The organism is Flavobacterium johnsoniae UW101 (assembly GCF_000016645.1).
Lineage (GTDB): Bacteria > Bacteroidota > Bacteroidia > Flavobacteriales > Flavobacteriaceae > Flavobacterium > Flavobacterium johnsoniae.
Genome location: NC_009441.1, coordinates 3284218 through 3306553 on the forward strand (window position 1 = coordinate 3284218; position 22336 = coordinate 3306553).

Annotated in this window: 21 protein-coding genes; 10 read left to right on the forward strand and 11 right to left on the reverse strand. The window is 31.8% G+C overall.

Going from position 1 to position 22336, the window contains the following annotated elements:
• Window positions 1-16: 16 nt before the first annotated feature.
• Window positions 17-583 (reverse strand): RNA polymerase sigma factor, encoded by a 567-nt coding sequence (locus tag FJOH_RS14290; RefSeq protein ID WP_012024813.1) that lies wholly within the window; start codon window positions 581-583, stop codon window positions 17-19.
• A gap of 171 nt (window positions 584-754) precedes the next feature.
• Here FJOH_RS14290 and FJOH_RS14295 point away from each other — a divergent pair, with 171 nt between their 5' ends.
• The 5 genes from FJOH_RS14295 (at window position 755) to FJOH_RS14315 (ending at window position 7639) form a co-directional block, all read left to right on the forward strand.
• Entirely contained in the window at window positions 755-1447 is a 693-nt protein-coding gene (locus tag FJOH_RS14295; RefSeq protein ID WP_012024814.1) for a hypothetical protein, read from the forward strand.
• A gap of 218 nt (window positions 1448-1665) precedes the next feature.
• Complete coding sequence (gene lon, locus FJOH_RS14300; protein WP_012024815.1) at window positions 1666-4119, forward strand: endopeptidase La; 2454 nt, start codon at window positions 1666-1668, stop codon at window positions 4117-4119.
• Between the two features lie 146 nt (window positions 4120-4265).
• Complete coding sequence (porQ, locus tag FJOH_RS14305; RefSeq protein ID WP_012024816.1) at window positions 4266-5285, forward strand: type IX secretion system protein PorQ; 1020 nt, start codon at window positions 4266-4268, stop codon at window positions 5283-5285.
• A gap of 215 nt (window positions 5286-5500) precedes the next feature.
• Window positions 5501-6193: a (d)CMP kinase gene (gene cmk / locus FJOH_RS14310; RefSeq protein WP_012024817.1), complete on the forward strand. Its 693-nt coding sequence runs from the start codon at window positions 5501-5503 to the stop codon at window positions 6191-6193.
• Window positions 6194-6262: 69 nt separating this feature from the next.
• A complete protein-coding gene (locus tag FJOH_RS14315; protein WP_012024818.1) occupies window positions 6263-7639 on the forward strand; it encodes a nucleoside permease in 1377 nt (458 codons plus the stop codon).
• A 100-nt stretch (window positions 7640-7739) separates the two neighbouring features.
• On the opposite strand, the gene FJOH_RS14320 is transcribed toward FJOH_RS14315, so the two are convergent.
• Window positions 7740-8666 carry a DUF6708 domain-containing protein gene (locus FJOH_RS14320; protein WP_012024819.1) on the reverse strand — a complete coding sequence of 309 codons (927 nt, stop codon included), beginning with the start codon at window positions 8664-8666 and terminating at the stop codon, window positions 7740-7742.
• Between the two features lie 213 nt (window positions 8667-8879).
• Here FJOH_RS14320 and FJOH_RS14325 point away from each other — a divergent pair, with 213 nt between their 5' ends.
• From FJOH_RS14325 to rpsA, 4 genes are all read left to right on the forward strand, one after another.
• Window positions 8880-9602 (forward strand): hypothetical protein, encoded by a 723-nt coding sequence (locus FJOH_RS14325; protein ID WP_044047755.1) that lies wholly within the window; start codon window positions 8880-8882, stop codon window positions 9600-9602.
• A 58-nt stretch (window positions 9603-9660) separates the two neighbouring features.
• On the forward strand, window positions 9661-10404 hold the full coding sequence (locus FJOH_RS14330) for a hypothetical protein (RefSeq protein ID WP_123875680.1): 744 nt from the start codon (window positions 9661-9663) through the stop codon (window positions 10402-10404).
• Window positions 10405-10578: 174 nt separating this feature from the next.
• A complete protein-coding gene (locus tag FJOH_RS14335; protein WP_012024822.1) occupies window positions 10579-11457 on the forward strand; it encodes a hypothetical protein in 879 nt (292 codons plus the stop codon).
• Window positions 11458-11622: 165 nt separating this feature from the next.
• Window positions 11623-13398, forward strand: coding sequence for a 30S ribosomal protein S1 (gene rpsA, locus FJOH_RS14340; protein WP_012024823.1), 1776 nt, complete (start codon window positions 11623-11625; stop codon window positions 13396-13398).
• Window positions 13399-13523: 125 nt separating this feature from the next.
• Here rpsA and FJOH_RS14345 read toward each other — a convergent pair whose 3' ends face one another.
• A complete protein-coding gene (locus FJOH_RS14345; protein WP_012024824.1) occupies window positions 13524-14048 on the reverse strand; it encodes an ExbD/TolR family protein in 525 nt (174 codons plus the stop codon).
• A 23-nt stretch (window positions 14049-14071) separates the two neighbouring features.
• Window positions 14072-14599 (reverse strand): ExbD/TolR family protein, encoded by a 528-nt coding sequence (locus FJOH_RS14350; protein WP_012024825.1) that lies wholly within the window; start codon window positions 14597-14599, stop codon window positions 14072-14074.
• Window positions 14600-14812: 213 nt separating this feature from the next.
• On the opposite strand from FJOH_RS14350, the gene FJOH_RS14355 reads away from it, so the two are divergent.
• Window positions 14813-15367: a fasciclin domain-containing protein gene (locus FJOH_RS14355; protein WP_012024826.1), complete on the forward strand. Its 555-nt coding sequence runs from the start codon at window positions 14813-14815 to the stop codon at window positions 15365-15367.
• A gap of 63 nt (window positions 15368-15430) precedes the next feature.
• On the opposite strand, the gene FJOH_RS14360 is transcribed toward FJOH_RS14355, so the two are convergent.
• From FJOH_RS14360 to FJOH_RS14390, 7 genes are all read right to left on the reverse strand, one after another.
• Window positions 15431-16276: an EamA family transporter gene (locus FJOH_RS14360; RefSeq protein WP_012024827.1), complete on the reverse strand. Its 846-nt coding sequence runs from the start codon at window positions 16274-16276 to the stop codon at window positions 15431-15433.
• Window positions 16277-16334: 58 nt separating this feature from the next.
• A complete protein-coding gene (locus FJOH_RS14365; RefSeq protein ID WP_012024828.1) occupies window positions 16335-16478 on the reverse strand; it encodes a hypothetical protein in 144 nt (47 codons plus the stop codon).
• An 80-nt stretch (window positions 16479-16558) separates the two neighbouring features.
• Window positions 16559-18010 (reverse strand): serine hydrolase domain-containing protein, encoded by a 1452-nt coding sequence (locus tag FJOH_RS14370; RefSeq protein WP_012024829.1) that lies wholly within the window; start codon window positions 18008-18010, stop codon window positions 16559-16561.
• Window positions 18011-18032: 22 nt separating this feature from the next.
• Window positions 18033-19838, reverse strand: coding sequence for a M56 family metallopeptidase (locus tag FJOH_RS14375; protein ID WP_012024830.1), 1806 nt, complete (start codon window positions 19836-19838; stop codon window positions 18033-18035).
• A 5-nt stretch (window positions 19839-19843) separates the two neighbouring features.
• A complete protein-coding gene (locus FJOH_RS14380) occupies window positions 19844-20212 on the reverse strand; it encodes a BlaI/MecI/CopY family transcriptional regulator (RefSeq protein ID WP_012024831.1) in 369 nt (122 codons plus the stop codon).
• Between the two features lie 27 nt (window positions 20213-20239).
• A complete protein-coding gene (locus FJOH_RS14385) occupies window positions 20240-21835 on the reverse strand; it encodes a M56 family metallopeptidase (RefSeq protein WP_044047757.1) in 1596 nt (531 codons plus the stop codon).
• A gap of 5 nt (window positions 21836-21840) precedes the next feature.
• Window positions 21841-22209 (reverse strand): BlaI/MecI/CopY family transcriptional regulator, encoded by a 369-nt coding sequence (locus FJOH_RS14390; RefSeq protein ID WP_012024833.1) that lies wholly within the window; start codon window positions 22207-22209, stop codon window positions 21841-21843.
• Between the last annotated feature and the right edge of the window lie 127 nt (window positions 22210-22336).

The window sequence follows — 22336 nt, forward strand, 5'->3', positions numbered from 1 at the left end:
GGTAATTAATCTGCTTTTAAGTAATGATTTCAATATCTTCTAATTTTTTTCGTAAACTTTCTTTAGCGCGGCTTATAGTTGTTCTGCAGTTAGCATAACTAATATTTAATATTTCGCAAATTTCTTCCTGATCGTAGCCTTCTATATAAAAAAGGGTTAAAACCATTCTGTAATTATCCTTTAAACCTGAAATAGTATCTAAAACTTGTTTCACTTTAAGAGAATTCAAATCGATGCTTTCAGATAAAATAGAATCGCTTTCTTCAATTTTATAAAGCGTTTTGTTTAAGTCTTCCATCTGAAAAGCATTGTTCTTTTTATAAAAATCAATGCTAGAATTAATAATGATTCTTTTAAGCCATGCTCCAAAAGCGACTTCCTGTTTATAATCGTTAATTTTTGTAAAAGCTTTCAAAAAACCTTCCTGCATGACGTCTTGTGCAAAATGCTCGTCTTTTACAATCCTGTAAGCCACGTTGTACATAGCCTTACAATAACGATTGTAAATTTCGAATTGAGCCTTTTGATTCTTGCTTTTACAAAGCGCGATTAATTCTTCGATATTTTGATTAGTTATACTCAAGTAATTTTTGCTGGTTTATTATAATGACTTTGCTTTTTTCAAGATGTTACAGTTTGAATAAACTTTTTTTTATTTTTTTTCTTTTACGTAAAGCCGTAAGGAAAAATAAAATGATCGGTTTATTTTTGGTTAGAAATTTACCTACAATATACCATTAACAAATCTAAAACTATGAAAAAACTAAAAAGCCTAATGTTAATGACATTATTTGTGTCAACAACTTTATTTACATCATGTTCAAGTGATTCTGGAAGCGATGATCCGTCACCAGAAAATTCTCAAGGAGATTATTGGCCGGCAGCAGCTGGCAATCAATGGGTTTTCAGCCAAAATGGAACTGAAACTTCAATGAAAATTGTCAGCTCACAAAAAGTAAACAACGATACTTATTTTAAATTCGACAAATTATTTGTATCGTCTTCTAGTGAAGTTCCAGGTTCAGCATCAGCATCGATTAAAAAAGTGCAGGGAGATTACTTTATCAAACTAGATGATATTAATGTTAGTGCAAATGGTTTTTCTGGAAAAATAAGCGGGTATGAATTTATTTTCTTTAAGGATTATTTAGATGTAAATAAAACCTGGACAGGAACTTATACACAAGAAACCACATATACTGGCTTTGGAACTATTAAAACAACAACAAAATACACGGGTACAATCTTAGAAAAAGGAATAACTGCCGTTGTAAAAAATGTAACTCATAAGGATGTTATTAGGTTTAAACTAAAACTTGAAACATCATTAGAAGGACAGAGTGCCGGTTCTACCGAAGCAGAATATTGGATTGCTAAAGGTGTAGGGGTTATTAAGTTTAATTATAATGATTCAGCTTCAGAACTAGCTTCTTACAAAATAAATTAAGAATATTCCAAATAAAGATTTTAAAAGCCGAAATTAACTTTCGGCTTTTTTTATACTATTAAAACAATTCAAAACTGCCGATTTTTGGATTTGGCATAATGATTGTCTATTTTTACGACCTAACCTGTAAATACAATGCCTGATAGAAATTAAGGCTTTTCATAATTTATTTACAGTTAGTTTTAAACTTTTAATGACAAAACGACTTATATATTATTATGTCAAATCATAAAATACTCACTATTGACAATCTGTCACTTCAAGAATTCGATTCAGAAGCAGAATTAATTCCATTGTTAACTCCAGAGGACGAAGAGGAAATGAATAATGAAGAACTTCCTGTTTCTCTGCCAATTTTGCCTTTAAGAAATACCGTTTTATTTCCGGGAGTTGTAATTCCAATTTCTGCGGGAAGAGACAAATCGATAAAATTAATTAATGACGCCAACGCCGGCGGAAAAATTATTGGAGTAGTTTCTCAGATTAATGAAGAAGACGAAGACCCGTCAAAAGATGATATTCACAAAATTGGTACTGTAGCACGCATTTTACGTGTTTTAAAAATGCCTGACGGAAACGTAACGGTTATTTTACAAGGGAAAAAACGTTTTGAGATAGACGAAGTAGTTTCTGAAGAACCATATATGACAGCTTCTATTAAAGAAGTATCAGAAGAACGTCCTGATGAGAATGACAGCGAGTTTACAGCAATTTTAGATTCTGTAAAAGAATTGGCAATCCAGATTATTAAAGAAAGTCCAAACATTCCGTCTGAAGCGACATTTGCAATTAAAAACATTGAAAGCCAGTCGTTTTTAATCAATTTTGTTTCTTCAAACATGAATTTATCTGTAAAAGAAAAACAAGGTCTTTTATCAATAAATGGCTTAAAAGAACGTGCTTTAGAAACATTGCGTTACATGAATGTTGAGCTTCAAAAATTAGAATTGAAGAATGACATTCAGTCAAAAGTTCGTTTTGATTTAGATCAGCAGCAAAGAGAATATTTCCTTCACCAGCAAATGAAAACCATTCAGGAAGAATTGGGAGGCGTTTCACAGGAAGAAGAAATGGACGAAATGGGGCAGAAAGCGAAAACCAAAAAATGGGACGAAAAAACGCAGAAACATTTCGAAAAAGAATTATCTAAAATGCGCCGTATGAATCCGCAGTCGCCGGATTTTGGAATTCAGCGCAACTATTTAGAGTTGTTTTTAGAGTTACCTTGGGGAGAATACTCAAAAGATAAATTCGATTTAAAACATGCTCAAAAAGTTTTAGATAAAGACCACTTTGGACTTGACGAAGTTAAGAAAAGAATGATTGAACATTTGGCAGTTTTAAAATTGCGAAATGATATGAAATCGCCAATTATATGTTTAACAGGGCCTCCAGGAGTTGGTAAAACGTCTATTGGACGTTCTGTAGCAGAAGCTTTAGGGCGCGAGTATGTTCGTATTTCTTTAGGTGGTTTGCGTGACGAAGCAGAAATTCGCGGTCATAGAAAAACCTACATTGGTGCAATGCCCGGACGAATTATACAAAGTCTGAAAAAAGCAGGAACATCAAACCCGGTATTTATTCTGGATGAGATTGATAAATTATCAAGCGGCAATAGCGGCGATCCTTCATCTGCTTTGTTAGAAGTTTTAGATCCGGAGCAAAACAATGCTTTTTATGATAATTTCCTTGAAATGGGATATGATTTATCTAAAGTAATGTTTATTGCGACCTCTAATAATATGGCAGCAATTCAGCCGGCATTACGTGACAGAATGGAAGTCATCAAAATGTCAGGTTATACAATTGAAGAAAAAGTAGAAATTGCAAAAAGACACCTTTTTCCAAAACAATTAGAAGCTCATGGTTTAACTTCTAAAGATTTGACTATTGGTAAAAAACAATTAGAAAAAATCGTTGAAGGTTATACAAGAGAATCTGGTGTACGTAATTTAGAAACAAAAATTGCTCAGGTAATTCGTAATGCTGCAAAAGCAGTAGCGATGGAAGAGGAGTACAATAAAAAAGTTACTGACGAAGATATCGTAAAAGTATTAGGTGTTCCGAGATTAGAGCGCGATAAATACGAAAATAACGATGTTGCCGGTGTTGTAACTGGTTTAGCGTGGACGAGTGTAGGCGGAGATATTTTATTTATTGAATCATTAATTTCTGAAGGAAAAGGAGCGTTGACGATTACCGGAAACCTTGGAAATGTAATGAAAGAATCGGCTACAATTGCTCTTGAGTATATTAAAGCCAATGCTAAAAAACTTGGACTGGCAATTGAGTTGTTTCAAAAATACAATATTCACCTGCATGTTCCGGAAGGAGCAACTCCAAAAGACGGACCAAGTGCCGGTATTGCAATGCTTACTTCTTTAGTGTCATTATTAACACAAAAGAAAGTAAAGAAAAGCCTTGCTATGACAGGAGAAATTACGTTACGCGGAAAAGTTTTGCCTGTAGGCGGAATTAAAGAAAAAATTCTTGCAGCGAAAAGAGCAGGTATCAAAGAAATTATCCTTTGTCATGAAAATAAAAGCGATATTGATGAAATTAAAGAAGAATACTTAGAAGGTCTTACTTTTCATTATGTAAAAGAAATGAGCGAAGTTCTAGCAATAGCATTGACAGACCAAAATGTAAAAAATGCTAAAACATTAAAATAAACTTCTGTTAATTTTAAAACTATAAAAATCCAAATTCCAGTTGTCTTATTGGAGTTTGGATTTTTTTTATTGGATCTCATTTTTTGAGGTATATAATTTTATATTTGCATCTGCGTTATTTCCATATATAGGAACGCCCAAAACGAATGTTAAAACACTATGTTTTATTTTTAATGATACTAATTTGTTCGGTTTCTTTCGGGCAGATTGGAGGGCGTTACACTTATCAATTTCTTAACCTGACAACCAATCCTCGTCAGGCCGCACTGGGCGGAAAAACCATTACCATTTATGATGAAGATGTCAATCAGGCTATGTCAAATCCAGCAGCCTTAAACGCAGATATGGACAATCATTTGGCCTTAAATTATGGAAATTATTACGGCGAAGCTTCTTACGGAACGGGTTCGTATGCTTATACTTACGATCGTCACTTACAGACTTTTTATGCCGGAGTGAATTATATTAATTACGGTTCATTTGAGGGATATGATGAAAATGGTCAAAGAACATCTGATTTTACAGGAAGCGAAGGGGCATTATCAGTTGGTTATGCCTACAATGTTCCTTTTACAGATCTGCATATAGGTGTAAATGGTAAATTGATAACCTCTACTCTGGAAAGTTATAATTCGATTGGCGGTGCCTTAGATTTAGGATTTTTATATATAGATGAAAGAAATGATATAAATTATGCGCTTGTATTTAGAAATATAGGTACACAATTTAAAACCTACTCTGGAATAAAAGAAAATCTGCCTTTTGAAATTACTGCCGGAATTTCTCAGGAATTAGAGCATATTCCTCTTCGCTGGCATCTTACTTTAGAGAATTTACAGCAATGGGATATTGCTTTTTCAAATCCTGTCCGCGGCGAGACCAATATAGACGGAACTACAAATGCTGAAAAAGTTTCATTTGTAAATAATGCTTTGAGACATGTTGTATTTGGTGTCGAGCTTTTTCCGCAAAGGGCTTTTAATGTGCGTTTAGGATATAATTTTAGAAGAGGAGAAGAATTACGTGTTGAAGAACAGCGTAATTTTTCGGGAGTTTCACTTGGGTTTGGTTTACGAATGAATAAGTTAAAATTTAACTATTCGTATTCGAGATATACATTAGCAGCAAATACAAGTCTTTTTGGGTTGGTTTTAAACCTTCAATAACAACACTTTTCAATAATAATATATCCTTTTGTGATCGTGTAAATACGGCTGTAAAAGGATTTTTTAATGAATGCCTTTTTGAGCAGTTCTGTATAAGAAAAAGTTTAATATTATTGAGTATTCCATTTAAAAAGAAAGATGGCTACATTTGCAATAGTTTTATTTTGTTTCCGCAAAAAAGAATGAATTAAGAATAAAAATTTAAAAATAAACAATTGAAAAAAATTACCATTGCTATTGACGGTTTTTCATCTACCGGAAAAAGTACATTAGCGAAACAGCTGGCAAAAGAACTGGAGTATGTGTATGTAGATACAGGAGCTATGTATCGTGCAGTGGCTTATTTTGCCATGCAGAATAAGTTTATTGGAGCTGATTTTTTTAATAAAGAAGCTTTGATAGAAGCATTGCCAAAAATTCAATTAGAGTTTAAATTTAATAGTGATTTAGGTTTTGCAGAAATGTACTTAAACGGCGAAAACGTTGAAAAGCAAATTAGAACTATTGAAGTTTCGAATTTTGTAAGCAAAGTTGCCGAAGTATCTGAAGTTCGTTCAAAACTAGTTGAACAGCAGCAGGAAATGGGAACCAACAAAGCAATTGTTATGGACGGCCGTGATATTGGAACCGTAGTTTTTCCTAATGCCGAGCTTAAAATTTTTATGACTGCCAGTGCAGAAACCCGCGCTCAAAGACGCTTTGATGAATTACAGCAAAAAGGCGATAATGTTTCTTATGAAGATGTTTTAAAAAATGTTGTAGAAAGAGATTACATTGATACGCACCGCGAAGATTCTCCTTTGGTAATTGCTGATGATGCTATTGAGATTGATAATTCTTACTTAAATAAAGAAGAGCAATTTGCTGCTGTTTTAGAATTAGTAAACGATGTTGTTAAAATAGATTAATTTTTTGTAGATATTATTTTTAATGGTAGTTTTACGACTTCATTTTTACTAAAAAGACAATTTCATTATATGGGAATTAAAAACAGGTTAATCTTTATGAGCTTTCTTCAATTTTTTGTTTGGGGAGCCTGGCTTATCACAATTGGAAATTATTGGTTTGGAACCAAAAATTGGGAAGGAACACAATTTGGTTTAGTATTTGGAACCATGGGAATTGCTTCTTTATTCATGCCTACATTAACCGGAATTATTGCCGACAGATGGGTTAACGCTGAAAAATTATATGGAATTTTACATATCGTTTACGCAGCAGTTTTATTTGGAATTGCACAAGTTGTAACTCCTGATAATTTTATTCTTGTAATGCTTTTGGCAATGTGCTGCTATATGCCTACAATTGCTTTAAGTAACTCTATTTCATATACTTCGCTAAAATTAAACAATAAAAATATCGTAAAAGATTTTCCGCCAATTCGTGTTTGGGGAACTATTGGTTTTATTGTAGCAATGTGGATTACGAATTTAAGCGGCAGTAAAGCAACTGAATATCAGTTTTATATAGCTGGAGTTGGTGCTTTAATTTTAGGAATTTACGCTTTTACATTACCAAAATGTGAGCCGCAGCGTTTGATAAAAGAAAATGCTTCGTGGATAGAAACTTTTGGTTTAGAATCGTTTAAATTATTTGCGAACTACAAAATGGCTTTGTTTTTTGTTTTCTCTATGTTTTTAGGAGGAGCTTTACAATTAACAAATGCTTATGGTGATGTATTTTTAGATGAATTTAAACATTTTCCAAAATATGCAGATTCTTTCGTAATTCAATATTCGACTATTATTATGTCGATTTCACAAGTCTCTGAAACGTTATTTATTTTAGCAATTCCATTTTTCTTAAGACGTTTTGGAATCAAACAAGTTATGCTTATCAGTATGCTGGCTTGGGTTTTACGTTTCGGATTATTTGCTTTTGGAGATCCTGTAAATGGTTTATGGATGATTATTCTTTCTTGTATTGTATACGGAATGGCATTTGATTTCTTTAATATTTCGGGTTCATTATTCGTAGAAAGTAATACAGATTCTAAAATTCGTTCTTCTGCACAAGGTTTATTTATGATGATGACCAATGGAGTAGGAGCAGTTTTAGGAAGTTTGACTTCTGGCTGGGCAATCGATCGATTCTTTACAAAATCGTTTAATACTACCGTAGAATTGGCAGGTTTTTTACAAACAGATGCTTCTAACCAAAAAATGGCTGAATTTGTAAAAAGTCAGGGAAATTCAATTTCTGCTGATGGTGCTTTTTCAAACCCGGTTTTAATGAAAGACTGGCATACAATCTGGCTTTCGTTTGCAATTTATGCTTTAGTAATTGCAATTGCTTTTGCTGTTTTGTTTAAGCACAAACATGACCCAAAAGAGATAGAAAATTTAAGTCATTAATATTTTAGACCTATAAAAAATCCCGTTTTCGATTTATTGAAAACGGGATTTTGTATTTTTGATGCACTTTTAAGATTATGAATATTATCGCAAAATTTGTTTATCTATAACCTTCAGGATTCTTTCTTGAATCAAATATATAAGGATCGCTAAATTTAATTCTACATTCATTTTCGATATCTTTTGGCCATAAGGGTACTTTGCTTGTCCACTGATAAATAAAACGCCCAAGGAAAGCTAATGCCAGAAATGGAGTTATTATGGTTTTAAATATAGGCATTGATTCGTATTCTGATGTCAATGCTATCCAGCCTTGATGAACAGTTTCGCGTTTGTCAGCAATGGGTAGATAATATTCCAGGCCAGGGGCTTTAATAACTGCTGGAACACCTTTTTCCATATAACGGCGAATAAATTCCCAATATCTTAAACTGTTGCTTTCGGTAAAATCTGAGTCAACATTGAACTTTTCCTTAACTGTTTGAGAATCTTTCATGACCAATCCGTAAAGATTGTATGAAGTATATCTTCCTCCTGTAAGTTGTATGGTAAAATAGACCTCGTCCCATGGAACAGTGAGAACCGTATCATAACCCCGAAAGAAATAAACCATTCTGTTTTTTCTATTAAATCGTATTGGATAATGAGTATATCGAAACCACTCTCCAATTGTACGATAGAAAGCAATAAAGCCAATAATGAATAATGATGAAAGAATAGCCATAAAAAGAGTTGTCCAAATTATTTCAGATTCATCATGGTGATCCCAATTAGGATCCAGATATTGAGATATTACATCAAATAGGAGAAAAACAACAAAAAGGCCAATAGATCCAATAGCAAAAATCCCAAAAAAACTCATTAGACCACGTTTCTTATACATATAATCAACTGTTTCCAAATAAGTAGAGTTCATTCGAATTACTCTGCCATAAGCTTCTGGGGCTTCAACGCTTCTATCGAGATGTAAACGATTAATGCATTCCTGATCTCGTAATTTGCGTTCTTTTTTTACTGTTGTAAACATATTTTTATGGATATATATTTTTTTTTGTTTTTAATATTTTTTAAATAGACTTGCAAAAATATTTTATTCACTTTGATTATGTTGCCCTTAAAAAGTTCTAATAATATCAGAATAAGACATATTTATTATTATCCTAAAGAGATATAAAATTATTTTTTAAGGAACTTTCTTTTCTTTATGTGTATATTTAAAATAATATTCTTAATTTTTAATATGCGGCATCAACAAAAAAAAATACTTCCGCCTTTTAGACCTGTTAATTCAAAACCAATGCTTTTCTTAAATGTAGTTTTTGGTTTGTTTTGGGTATTCTTTACGCTTTTCTTTTTGGGAGGAATCGTTTTTTTATCAATAAATTCTCGTGAAGAAACCGGACTGGATGAAAAAGGAACTCTGGCCTTATTTTGTATATTCTCTCTAATTATTCTAGCGATAATAGCCTTGATACTATATTCTAGAAAAAAGATGTACACATCAATTGTAATTGACGAAAAAGGAATTTGCTATTTGAATGCATTCAATAACAAAGTTAGAAAAGAAATACGCTGGAGTAATTTTGCAAAAAGAGAAAAAGTTACCTATATATTAGAGCCTCCTAAATTTGATGTTTCTTATATTCGACAATCAAAATCTTTTTTTGACCAGTTTTTCTGGCCGGTTTTAATAAATAATAAAATAGAAGTTCATAGTGAAATGTTTTTAGGTAAACATTTTTTTGCAATGCTCTATGCAAATCGATTAGAATTGATTAGAACTTTTTTACTTGGATTGGCACATTACAGACCAGATATTACTGTAAATCCGGAAATTTTTAGTAATCATTATATTGATAAGGAAAGTTATACTATTGATTATAATCAACGCAGAAAAATTGGAATTATAGCAGGATTAGTTTGCGCCTTGATTTTTGCAATTATATATTTTTCGGTTTTCTAAACTGTAAACAGTCTTTTAGAATTACAATTTTTTCAATATTTTAGTGTTTTTAATGCCTATGAACAGCCAAACAAAAAATCTTCCTCCATTTAATTCCGTAACTTCAAGTCCGTCAAAAATCAAAAATTATGGTTTAGGTTTTCTAATGTTGATTTCTTTTCTATTGGTTTTAGGGGTTTTCTTTTTTATTTTGTTTTTTCTGCCTTTTGAACAAAATATGATTTACATATGCATTTTATTGATTCTTCCAATAATTCTTCAAGTCATTTACTTAAGAAAAACGATGAAGCATACCACTACGATTATTGATAATCGCGGTATTCATTATGTAAATAGATTTAATCATAAAATTGAAAATACAATATCATGGAATAGTTTTGAAAAGAGCGACAATTTTAAAGGAAAAATAACGGGAATAAATTCCTCGTCTGATTTGGATCTTTTGCGATATGATGTTTTTGCAAAAATGGTTGGAAGCGGTAAATATAGTCACGAAGCGTTTTTTTGGTTCGTTTCGGCAAACAGAGATATAAAAGCTCACAAAGAAACATTTTCCGGGAATCATATTTTTAGTATGCTTTATTCAAACAAACTTGAATTAGTAAGAGGTTTGCTGCTAGGGTTATCACACTTTAGACCTGACTTAAAAATTCATCCTAAAGCTTTTAGTATGTATTATATAAATCCTGATACTTTTGCCATAGAATATGAAAAAAGAAAAGAAGATATTAATTCAGCTCTTTTTATAACGGCACTTGTTATTATAGTTACAGTGTTTGTAATGCTTTTTGTTTTCTTTTAAATTTTTCGTTAAAAGAACTTTTTATACTTGTAAAACTTAATTTCAATTCAATTTTGCAGGTTTAAAAAATAGTATTATTCTTGCAATTGTTTTTAATGATAAAGTTTTAATGGGTTTAGCATTTGACTTTTGCTTGTAGCCCATTAAAAAAATAATAAAATTATTTACTGTTACATGGATAAATATTATAAACCATCAGGGAGATTTTCATTAATTTTTCTCTTCTATTTTTTGTTAGTTAGTGTTATAGCATTTCCAATATTAGGATTAATATATGCTTATTTCATTTGGTACATTCCTTTTATATACATCAACTTTTTCATCACAATAGGCTTTGGGTTTCTCATAGGCTTTTTCATTTCTATAATAGTTATTAAAAAAGGAAAAGTAAGGAATCCGCTTTTGGGATTTATTATTGGATTAGCCGGGGCCTTTTTGGCTTTATATTTTCACTGGGCTATCTGGATAGATTTAGTAATTAATGCCGGAGAAAGTTATGGTTCAAACAGAATAGGGATTACAGTAAGCAATATTCAGTTTTTACAGGTTTTTTCATTGATATTTCGACCAGATCTGGTTTTTGAATATATAAATCAAGTTAATGGATATGGCACATGGGGTATTCGCGGAGCGACAGTCAGCGGTACATTTCTGTGGATAATTTGGGCAATAGAATTTATTATAGTTGTTGCAATTTCCGGGTTTCTTCCATATTTAGAAGCAAAGAAACCTTTTTCTGAATCTAATAATTCATGGTATCAAGAAATTATTCTGCCTCCATTTAACTATATTGAAAATCAACAGCAGATAATAGCAGATCTACTGGCAGGTAATCGTGATATTTTTGATTTATTAAATGAAAATGTTGACAGTGAGAAAGATAGTCATAGTGTATTTACACTTTATAGATCCAAATCAGGAAAAAACTATTTGTCGATAGATAATAAGACATCAAAAATAGATAATAAAGGCAATATTAAATTTGATAGTAATCAGATTGTAGAATATATAGCAGTTAATAGTGAATTGTCAAAATTATTGCTTGATAAATAATAAGTTGCTTATCTGTTTGTAATTACAAATATTTGTAGTAATTTTGCAAACCTTTTGGCAGAGAAGAGTTTCCTTTAGGTATCAACCATTTATGTAAAACAACTTCTGTATTTTCTATCGCATAGAGAAACTCGAGAAAAACAGAATACAAATTTTTTTATCAGCATGTCTGAACAAACAAAATCACAAGAAGAGTTTTTAGCAAATTTTAACTGGCACAACTTCCAAGAAGGAATCGATGCAGTAGATGAAAAAAACTTACAAGAGTTTGAAGAACTAGTATCAAAAACTTTCATCGCTACAGATCAAGAAGAAGTAGTTGAAGGAGTTGTAGTTAGAATTACAGATAGAGACGTTATCGTTGATATCAATGCTAAATCTGAAGGTGTTATTTCTTTAAACGAATTTCGTTACAACCCAAATTTAAAAGTAGGTGACAAAGTAGAAGTATTAATCGACATCCGTGAGGATAAAACAGGTCAATTAGTATTATCTCACAGAAAAGCACGTACTATCAAATCTTGGGATAGAGTTATTGCAGCTAATGAAACTGGAGAAATCGTTAACGGTTTTGTTAAATGCAGAACTAAAGGAGGTATGATTGTTGACGTATTCGGTATCGAAGCGTTCTTACCTGGATCTCAAATTGACGTTAAGCCAATTAGAGACTACGATGTATATGTAAACAAAATGATGGAATTCAAAGTGGTAAAAATCAACCACGAATTCAAAAACGTAGTTGTATCTCATAAAGCTCTTATTGAGGCCGATATTGAAGTACAGAAAAAAGAGATCATCGGTCAATTACAAAAAGGACAAGTATTAGAAGGTGTTGTTAAAAACATTACTTCTTATGGTGTGTTCATTGACTTAGGTGGTGTTGACGGATTAATTCACATTACTGACCTTTCTTGGAGTAGAATCAACCACCCAAGTGAAGTTCTTGAATTAGACCAAAAATTAAACGTTGTAATCCTTGATTTCGATGATGAGAAAACAAGAATTCAATTAGGATTGAAACAATTAAACGCTCACCCATGGGATGCTTTAGATGCTAACTTAACTGTTGGTGATAAAGTTAAAGGTAAAGTAGTTGTAATCGCTGATTACGGTGCATTTATCGAAGTTGCTGAAGGTGTTGAAGGTTTAATCCACGTTTCTGAAATGTCATGGTCAACTCACTTACGTTCTGCTCAGGACTTCGTGAAAGTTGGAGATGTTGTTGAAGCAGTTATTTTAACTCTAGACAGAGAAGATCGTAAGATGTCATTAGGTATCAAACAATTAACTCAAGATCCATGGACTGACATTACTTCTAAATACCCAGTAGGTTCTAAACATACAGGTATCGTTAGAAACTTTACAAACTTTGGTATTTTCGTAGAATTAGAAGAAGGAATTGATGGATTAATCTACATTTCTGACTTATCTTGGACTAAGAAAATTAAACACCCATCTGAGTTTGTAAACGTTGGAGAAAAACTTGATGTTGTTGTATTAGAGTTAGATGTTGAAGGACGTAAATTATCTTTAGGTCACAAACAAACTACTGCTAATCCTTGGGATCAATACGAAGATTCTTTCGCTGTAGGAACTATCCACAACGGTGAGATTTCTGAAATCGTTGACAAAGGAGCTACTGTAGAATTCGGAGATGATATCGTTGCTTTCATTCCTACTCGTCACCTTGAAAAAGAAGACGGAAAAAAATTGAAAAAAGGTGATACAGCTGATTTCAAAGTAATTGAATTCAACAAAGAATTCAAAAGAGTAGTTGCTTCTCACACTGCTATCTTCAGAGAAGAAGAAGAGAAAAACGTGAAAGCTGCTGCTGAAACTACTGCATCTGCATCTACAAACGCACCAGCTGCGACTTTAGGTGACAACAATGATGTATTAGCTGCTTTAAAAGCTAAAATGGAAAAAACTGAGAAAAAATAATTCTTAGATTTTTTATAAATAGAAAGTCCCACAGCAATGTGGGACTTTTTTTGTATTTTAGGTTTCAGGTTTGTTTCGTTTGTCAGTTCGAGCGGAGTCGAGACCCCTTTTGAAAATGATTTTTTCTATTTTGAAGCTAATAGTTTTTCTTCTTCTGGAGTAAAATCATTTACAATAGCATAAGTGTCTATATTGGCAATTTTCATTTCATCCAAAATATCAACTAAATTGCCATAGTTTGAATTTTTGCTGGGTTTTATAATTACAATAACACCACTTTTGTATTTTCCCATCGCTGCCATATAGTTCTGTATTTCTTTTTTCTTAAGAAAAACTTCTTTTTGAATACCATTTTTTCCAAATCCAATTTCTTTTGTTAAATGAGTAGGATATTCTAATAGACCTGAATATGTAATTATCTTGTCATTTTTATCTAATAAAATTGTATAAAGTCTTGTTGCATCAATACAGCCAGAATGACAATCATCACAATCCTTGTCTGGTAAACCCAAATCCATAGCCTTATATTTAGACAATTCTCCAATAACCATAAAAAATATAATCAGCATAAAGGAAACGCTGACCATTGCGGTTAAATCAATTCTAGAACTTAATTTTTTACTTCTGACTTTTTGTGGTAGATTTTTCATAGATTCTAGTTTAGTAAAAGGAGTTATTTTGAAGCTAATAATTTAGATTCTTCGGGTGTAAATTCTGGGACAATAGCATAAGTACTTATTTCTGCAATAGCCATTTCATCTAATATATCAACTAGGTTTTTAAAATTAGATTTTTTACTTGGTTTTATAATTACAATGAGATTTTCGGGTCTCACATTTTTAGAAGAATAATTAAGGATATTTTGTTTTCTGCTTAACAATTCTTTGCGTATTCCTTCTTTACCGTATTGAATTTCTTTTGGAGCTATAATGGGAGAGCTCACTAATCCCATGTAATATATCAATCTATTATTATCATCTAAAATTACTGTTATTGATCTATATTCTCCTTCTCGTATTGTTCCGCAAGAGATTCTTCCTTCATTATTATGTGGCAGACTCAAATTCATAATTTTAGCTTTAGACAATTCTCCAACAACCATAAAAAATATAATCAGCAAAAAGGAAACGCTGACCATTGCGGTTAAATCAACTCTTGAACTTAATTTTTTGCTTCTTACTTTTTTAGGTAGATTTTTCATAAAATAATGAATTTATTTACTAAAGTTAAAAATAAATTTAACATACCACCATGATCAAATTTAAAAATAATTAAAAAATTATTTGAGCATTAAGTCTTTGTTTTACAGTGTTATTTGATGATATTTTAATATTTATTAAACTTTTTTGAAAATTTAATAAAACCAAAACAACTTTATCCCCGTAAATGAGCTTATAACTTAAAAACATTTATTATGAAAACTAGAAAATTTTTAGCAGTGGCAGTTTTAGCTTTAGGATTTGCATTTACATCAAATGCTCAAAAATCAGTAATGGTTGGCGGAGCAGCTATGTACCCAAATAAAAATATAATTGAAAATGCGGTTAATTCTAAAGACCACACAACACTTGTTGCTGCTGTAAAAGCTGCCGGGTTAGTAGAAACACTTCAAGGTGCTGGGCCATTCACTGTTTTTGCTCCAACTAATGCTGCTTTTGATAAATTACCAAAAGGAACTGTAGAATCATTATTAAAACCTGAAAACAAAAAAACACTTCAAACGATCTTGACCTATCATGTTGTTGCAGGAAAAATGAACGCATCTGATATTGCAAAAGCAATAAAAGAAGGAAAAGGAAAAGCAACTCTAAAAACGGTTAGCGGTGGTACTCTTACAGCCTGGATGAAAGGAAAAGATTTATATATTACAGATGAAAATGGTAATAAATCTAAAGTAACAATTGCAGATGTGAATCAGTCAAATGGTGTTATTCATGTAGTTGATGCAGTATTATTACCAAAAAAATAATAAAAATCTCCAAAACAGAATGCCTATAATGAAAAAGTCCTGCTTATAAAGCAGGCCTTTTTTTTATTTTTTTGCAGTTAAAGTACTTCCGGCAGAAGCAATTACAACACAAACTACGGCTAAAATTTCATAGAAACTAAGATTTTCCTGAAGGAAAATAAAAGCGCAGATAGATGCTGCAGCTGGTTCTAAACTCATTAAAATACTAAAAGTACGCGGAGGAAGCTGTCCTAATGCTTTCATTTCTAAAGTAAACGGAATAGCACTGGATAAAAGGGCCAATGCAACACCCATTCCGAAAAGTTTTGGCGTAAGATTGGTTAATCCGTTTTCAATGAAACCAAAAGGCAATACTAAAATAGCAGCAAACAACATTCCGGTTGACACTGCATGACCATCGTTCATTATTTTTGAAATTTTTCCGCCTAAAACAATATACGCTGCCCAAAATGCTCCGGCTAAAAGTGCGCATAAAATCCCTAAAGGATCTAAACGGTCATTTGTCCAGGGTGCAATTAGTAAAATTCCAATTGCCGCCAATAAAACCCAGCAGTAGTCAACTAAACGTTTTGAACCTGCAATGGCTAACAGCAAAGGACCAACGAACTCTAAAGTAACAGCTAAGCCAATAGGAATTCTTTCGATAGCAAAATAAAAAATCAAATTCATTGCTCCTAACGATAAACCGTACGGAATTACAATTTTCCATTGATCAGACGTTATGGTTTTCAAATTAGGTCTGTAAGCTAATAATAAAATCAGCGCCGAAACACCAATACGTATAGAAGCAGTTCCTGCTGCTCCAATTGCCGGAAAAAGTGTTTTAGCAATTGCAGCGCCGCACTGCACACTAATAATAGCTAATAATACAGCCGGAACAGGAGGGAGTTTAATTTCTTTATTTTTCATAAAAGGGAATACAGAAATATGAGTGAACCATTTCTGTTAAACAAAAGATATATTTGATTTAATTGCCCAAAGCTCGTTTGGTAACAAAGGCGCGATAACCAATTATCGCCATCTGCCATTTCTTTGCTTTTGAAATGTCCAGTCCTTGTTTTGTAAAACTAGGCAGCAGAATTTTATTTAATTTGGCTAAAAATTTATACATAGCAGATTTGTTTTTTCAAAGATATAAAAAAAGACTTTGCAGCTGGCAAAGTCTTTTTTGTGGTTTAAGGAAGAACTCTTTTACGATTTCTTTTCTGTAATCTTTTTGATTTTATCCAACATTTCTTTGGCGTTAGTATTGTCTGGATTTAATTCTAATGCTTTTTTATAGTTTTCTTTCGAAATTTCAAACTGATTGTTATTAAATAATCCTTCAGCCAGACTATCAAATGCATTTCCTGATTTTGGATTTTCTTTTGTATTTATTTCAAAAACTTTTATCGCGTCATTAATTCTGCCGTAATTCATTAAAGTATAACCAATAGCATTTAAGCGAAATTCAAAATCCCATTCAGGATGAACTTTTTTCAAATTGAAATAGTTTTGAGTTGATTTATCAATATCAAGTTTTAAAAAATCCTGAGTTATTTTTTCATCGGCTAATAAATATTCATCAGTAAGACCTGGATCTGCGATTGAAGCTACATGATTAATTACCTGACTGTGAATGTATAAATTAGAATATTTGTGCCCGTTAGATAAAAATATGATAGTCAAATCATTCTTAACAAATTTTCTAAAAGCTGTTTCATTACCGCCGCTGAATCCGTAAGATAAAATTTTGTTCAAAGGAGTAATTTCCCATCCGTATCCAAAACGATCTGTTTGATTACCATAAGAAAAAGGTTTCCACATAGAATATTTGGTTTCCTTTTTAAGAAAAATATCATTATCCAGATTTTTATTCCATTTTATAAAATTCTGCAATGTAATATTCAGCCCATTAGACGAGTGAGCATCAAAACCGCTGTTTGTTGTACTCTTAGTATATTTTTTCGTTTCATAATTATAGTTAACATACCTAAAAGCGCTGTTAGGATGTGCTTCGCCAAAGTTTGATGAAAAATAAACACCAGATTGTATTGATGGAAATTGATTTTGTAAGATATAATCTTCAAAAGTCTGTCCCGTAATTTTTTCAATAATTTTAGCAAGAAACAAATAGTTAGTCTGATTGTAGCGATATTCATTTCCGGTTGCAAACTCCATTGGCTTTTTTGATAAAATAGCAAGTTTTTCAGAATAGGGAATTGAAATAGAAATATCATCAAACTTAACGAAATCAGGCAGGCCCGAAGAATGCGTCAGCAGATTTTTAATTTTTATATCCTGCCATTCTTTAGGAAGATTTTCTAAATATTTTGTAATAGGATCTTCTAAAGAAAGTTTTCCTTTGTCTATAAGCTGAAATACACCAACATTTGTGATTAGTTTGGTTGTAGAGAAAATTTTAAAAGCAGTGTTTTTATCCACTGCTTTATTTTCTTCCAGAGAAGCTTTTCCAAAATACTTTTCATAAATGACTTTTCCGTTTTTTATTACGGCGAGTGCAGTACCGGGAATTTCATTTACTTCAATTACTTCTTTTATGTAACTGTCTATTTTTTGTTCTGTTAATTGGTTATTTGTGTTCTGGCCGAAGCTGAAATTTATAACAAACAGAAACAAAAAAACATTAAATGTTTTTTTCATTTATGAGGTTTAGAAGTAAAAATTAAGATTTTCTGTTTTCTTTTTCCCATTCCTTCATATCCTTCTCATGCTGTTTCATGTCTTTGGCATGCTGCTTCATATCTTTTTCATGTTGCTTCATGTCCAATTCATATTGCTTCATGTCTTTTTCATACTGCTTCATGCTTTTTTCGTAATCTTTAGAATCTAGACCATATCTAATTTCTACATCTCTGCTGTATTTTTCCATGTCAGAATTGAATTTTTGCATAGCAACTTCATATTTAGCCATTTGTTTTTCGTAGATAGCTTCTCTTTCAGCCATAATAGCTTCAATTTGATCTCCGTATGCAGTAAGCTGTGGTTCAATAACCTTCATTTTTTTCTCAAATTCAGCCATATCTTTTTCAAATTTACTCCAGGCAGCTTTATCATTAATGTTTTTTGGAGCAATTGGTGCTTTTGGCATTTTCGACATATCTACCGGAGAAGGCGGAATTAATCCTGCAGGAAAAGCTGGAGCAGCAGGTGCGATAGGAGCTATGGGAGCAATAGCATCATCGTCATTCTCGTTATCTGAATCATTAGTATCTCTTACTGCAACCTCTCTTTTAATTACGATAGGATGCTCAATTTGATCTGCAGTAACTAAACTAACGCTTTTTGAACCATTTTCATCTGTATTAATTACAACAGAACAGTCTTTTAAAGCTTCTGTACTGTTCATTTCGATAATCTGTACTTTACCGTTTTCTTTTACGACTCTGATCTTAATACTTGTAAGCTCATTATTTTTATTTCGTTTGATATTCGAAATTTCAAGATTAATGTTATGATCGGTTTTTAGTTTTGCCGTCAAATCTTTAAGCTCTTGATCTGTAGTTGATTTTGTGATTTTTATAACTTCCGGATCTTGGTTTTTAGAAGTCAGCGCAGCTTTTTCGCGAAGTTCTTTTTTCTCTTGTGCGATTGTTTTAATTTGGAATGATAGAACAAATAATGCAAGTACAGGCAGTACAGCATAATATTTCCAGTAATTCCATTTTTTTGATTGATTTTTGTTTAACATGACAATTCGTTTTTTGATTAATGATTGATAAAAATGATTGGTGATTGCAACACAAGTTTCATGTGTTGTGATTTTTAAAAGTGTGTATTGGTATGCTTTTTTGTCTGATATTTTTTTAGCGGCTTCACTGTCGGCGATGAACTCTAAGTTTTGAAGGATAACTTTCTTGTACAACCAGATTATTGGGTTGAACCAGAATAAAATACAGAAGATTCTTGAAATTATTACATCAACAGTATGATGCTGATCGCTGTGCACTTTCTCATGTTCCAAAATGCTTTCTAATTCTTTTTCGCTGTACATTGATGAGTTGTACACGATATAATCAAAATAGGAGAAAGGAGCAATGTTTTCATTTACATCTACAAATTTGAAATCGGCTTGCTGTTCAATTTTTCTGCCTTTTAAAACAGAATTTAAGCTGTAAAAATCGATCCCAAATTTTATCATAAATGCAGCAAATCCAATACCGTAAATTACCAGAGAAACCAGATTCCAGTTTATTTCAAAAGATTCCTTTTCGGCAATTTGCGGATGAAAATTTGAAACATATTGAAAATTCGCAGCGGGTGTATATGAAACAGGAACCGGAACCGGATCAATCCAGACAACTTTTGTATAAACTACTAAAGGTAGTACAACCGAAGTAACTAAACCGGCAAGTAAAAACCATCTGCTGCTATTAAAGAAAGTTTCTTTTCGAAGCAGAAAGAAATAAGCAAAGTAAAATAATGCGATTAAACTGCTCGATTTAACTATAAAAATAAAAAGTGCTTCCATAATGATTATTTTTCTTCTTTAGGGTTTTCGATCATAGCCAGAATTTCCCGCAATTCATCTGCCGAAATTTTTTCTTCTTTAGCAAAAAATGAAACCATATTTTTATACGAACTATTGAAATAATTATCAATTGCAGTATTCATATATTTTTTACTGTATGTCTCTAAGGTTACAATGGGATAATATTGATGTGTATTCCCAAAGGCATTATGCGAAACAAAACCTTTTTCTTCGAGATTACGCACAATTGTCGAAAGTGTGTTATAATGCGGCTGATCTTCGGTAATTTCTGCCTGAATCTCTTTTACAAAAGCTTTTTTGAGCTTCCATAAAATATGCATTATTTCTTCTTCTTTGTTGGTTAGTTTTTGCATTTTTTGGTTATTAAAAGTTAAAGACTTTTATTTTCGGGTTTCAATTTCGATTACGCCATTGGCACCTTTTTCACCATATTTAGCCACTGCATTGGTTCCAGTGTAAACATTTACAGATTTAATGTCTTTTGAATTAATATCATTATAGTCAAAACCGCTTGGCATTTCTTTTCCATCAACAACAATAAGTTTGTCAGTTTCATTGATGCTTACTTTTGTTCCGTTTGAAAAAGAAGCTGTTGAACCCTTTGTAGTTGTAATTACTTTGGTGTCATTATCAGAATTTACTATTACAGTAGTGCTAGTATTTGTGTTAGTATTAGTGTTAGTTTTTGCACTAACATTAGAATTATTGCTTCCATTGGTTTCTGTTTTGGTTTGAAGTTTTTTGCTTATTGCGACTTTAGGTTCGCCGTCAGTTTTAGAATTTTTTATTTCGTCATAAGTCTGAATGCCTACGCTTTTGCTGTCGTCTTTATTGGTCGTTACAATAACTGCAAAATCTTTAATAGGGCTATTTTCTCCAGTTTGAATTGACTGCGCTGTCTGTTTTCCGTTTTTGATATTAACTTTAAGAGAAGTCAAATCGCTGTTGGAATTTCTTTTTATTTCAGAAACTTCAAAATCTACATTGTGGAGTTTTTTCAGTTTCTCCTTAATTTCATTCAAATTTGCATCTGTTGAGTTTTTCTTGATTTTGTAAACATCCACAGATTTAATTTCTCCAGATACTTCCTTTACAGTCTGCTGTTTTTCTTTTGCGATTACTTCAATTTGAAATAATAAAACAAAAGCTGCAAGAGCAGGAATTACCGCATAGTACTTCCATGAATTTCTCTTTTTAGATTGATTTTTGTTTAACATAACTATTCGTTTTTTGATTAATGATTGAAAAAAATGATTGGTAATGGCAACACAATTTTCATGCGTTGTTATTTTTAAAAGTGTATACTGATACGCTTTTTTATCTTCTAATTTTTTAGCGGCTTCTTTATCTGCAATAAATTCCAAATTTTGAATAATTGCTTTTCTATAAAGCCATATTATGGGATTGAACCAAAAAAGCATGCAAAAAGCTCTGGAAATCAAAACATCTACAGTATGATTTTGATCGCTGTGTATTTTCTCGTGTTCAATAATATTTTCTAATTCTGATGCTGTGTACATTGATGAGTTGTACACTATATATTCAAAATAGGAGAAAGGTGCAATATTTTCGTTTGTATCAATAAATTTAAAATCAGCCTGCTGATAAATCTTTTTCCCTTTTAATACCGAGTTTAAACTGTAAAAATCAATAGCAAACTTTATTAAAAGCGATATAAATCCAATGCCGTAAGCAAAAAGAATCAAATAAAACCAATTGATTGTAAAGGGTGTATTTGACGCGGTTTCAATTAAATTGGTTTGTGAAAAAGTCAAATCAGATAGAGAAGCAGGATTTACCCAGACTACTTTTGTGTACACAATAAGAGGCAATATTACTGAGGTAATTAAACCAAAAAGTAAAAACCATCTATTGCTGTTAAAGAATGTCTCTTTTCGAAGTAAAAAGTAGTAAGCACAATAAAACATAGTAATTAAACCTGCCGATTTTGCGATATAAATAAATAGTGCTTCCATAATGATTATTTTTTTTCTGTTGGATTTTCGATCATATCTAATATTTCGCGTAACTCTGCTGCAGATATCTTTTCTTCTTTAGCAAAAAACGAAACCATATTTTTATATGAACTGTTAAAATAATTGTCAATAGCAGTTTTCATATATTTTTTGCTGTACGCTTCAAGAGTAACAATAGGATAATATTGGTGCGTATTCCCAAAAGCATTATGCGCCACAAAACCTTTTTCCTCCAGATTTCGAACAATAGTCGAAAGCGTATTATAATGCGGCTGGTCTTCAGTAATTTCTGCCTGAATTTCTTTTACAAAAGCTTTTTTAAGCTTCCATAAAATCTGCATTATCTCTTCTTCTTTGTTGGTTAACTTTTGCATGTTTTCTAATTTTAATTCAAACCTACAACTATTTTTTTAGTTACGCAACTATAAAAATAGTTATTTAACTAAAAATTTCGTTTTAAGCTGAATTTAAAGCATAGAAAAGTAATTCAAAATCAAAGTT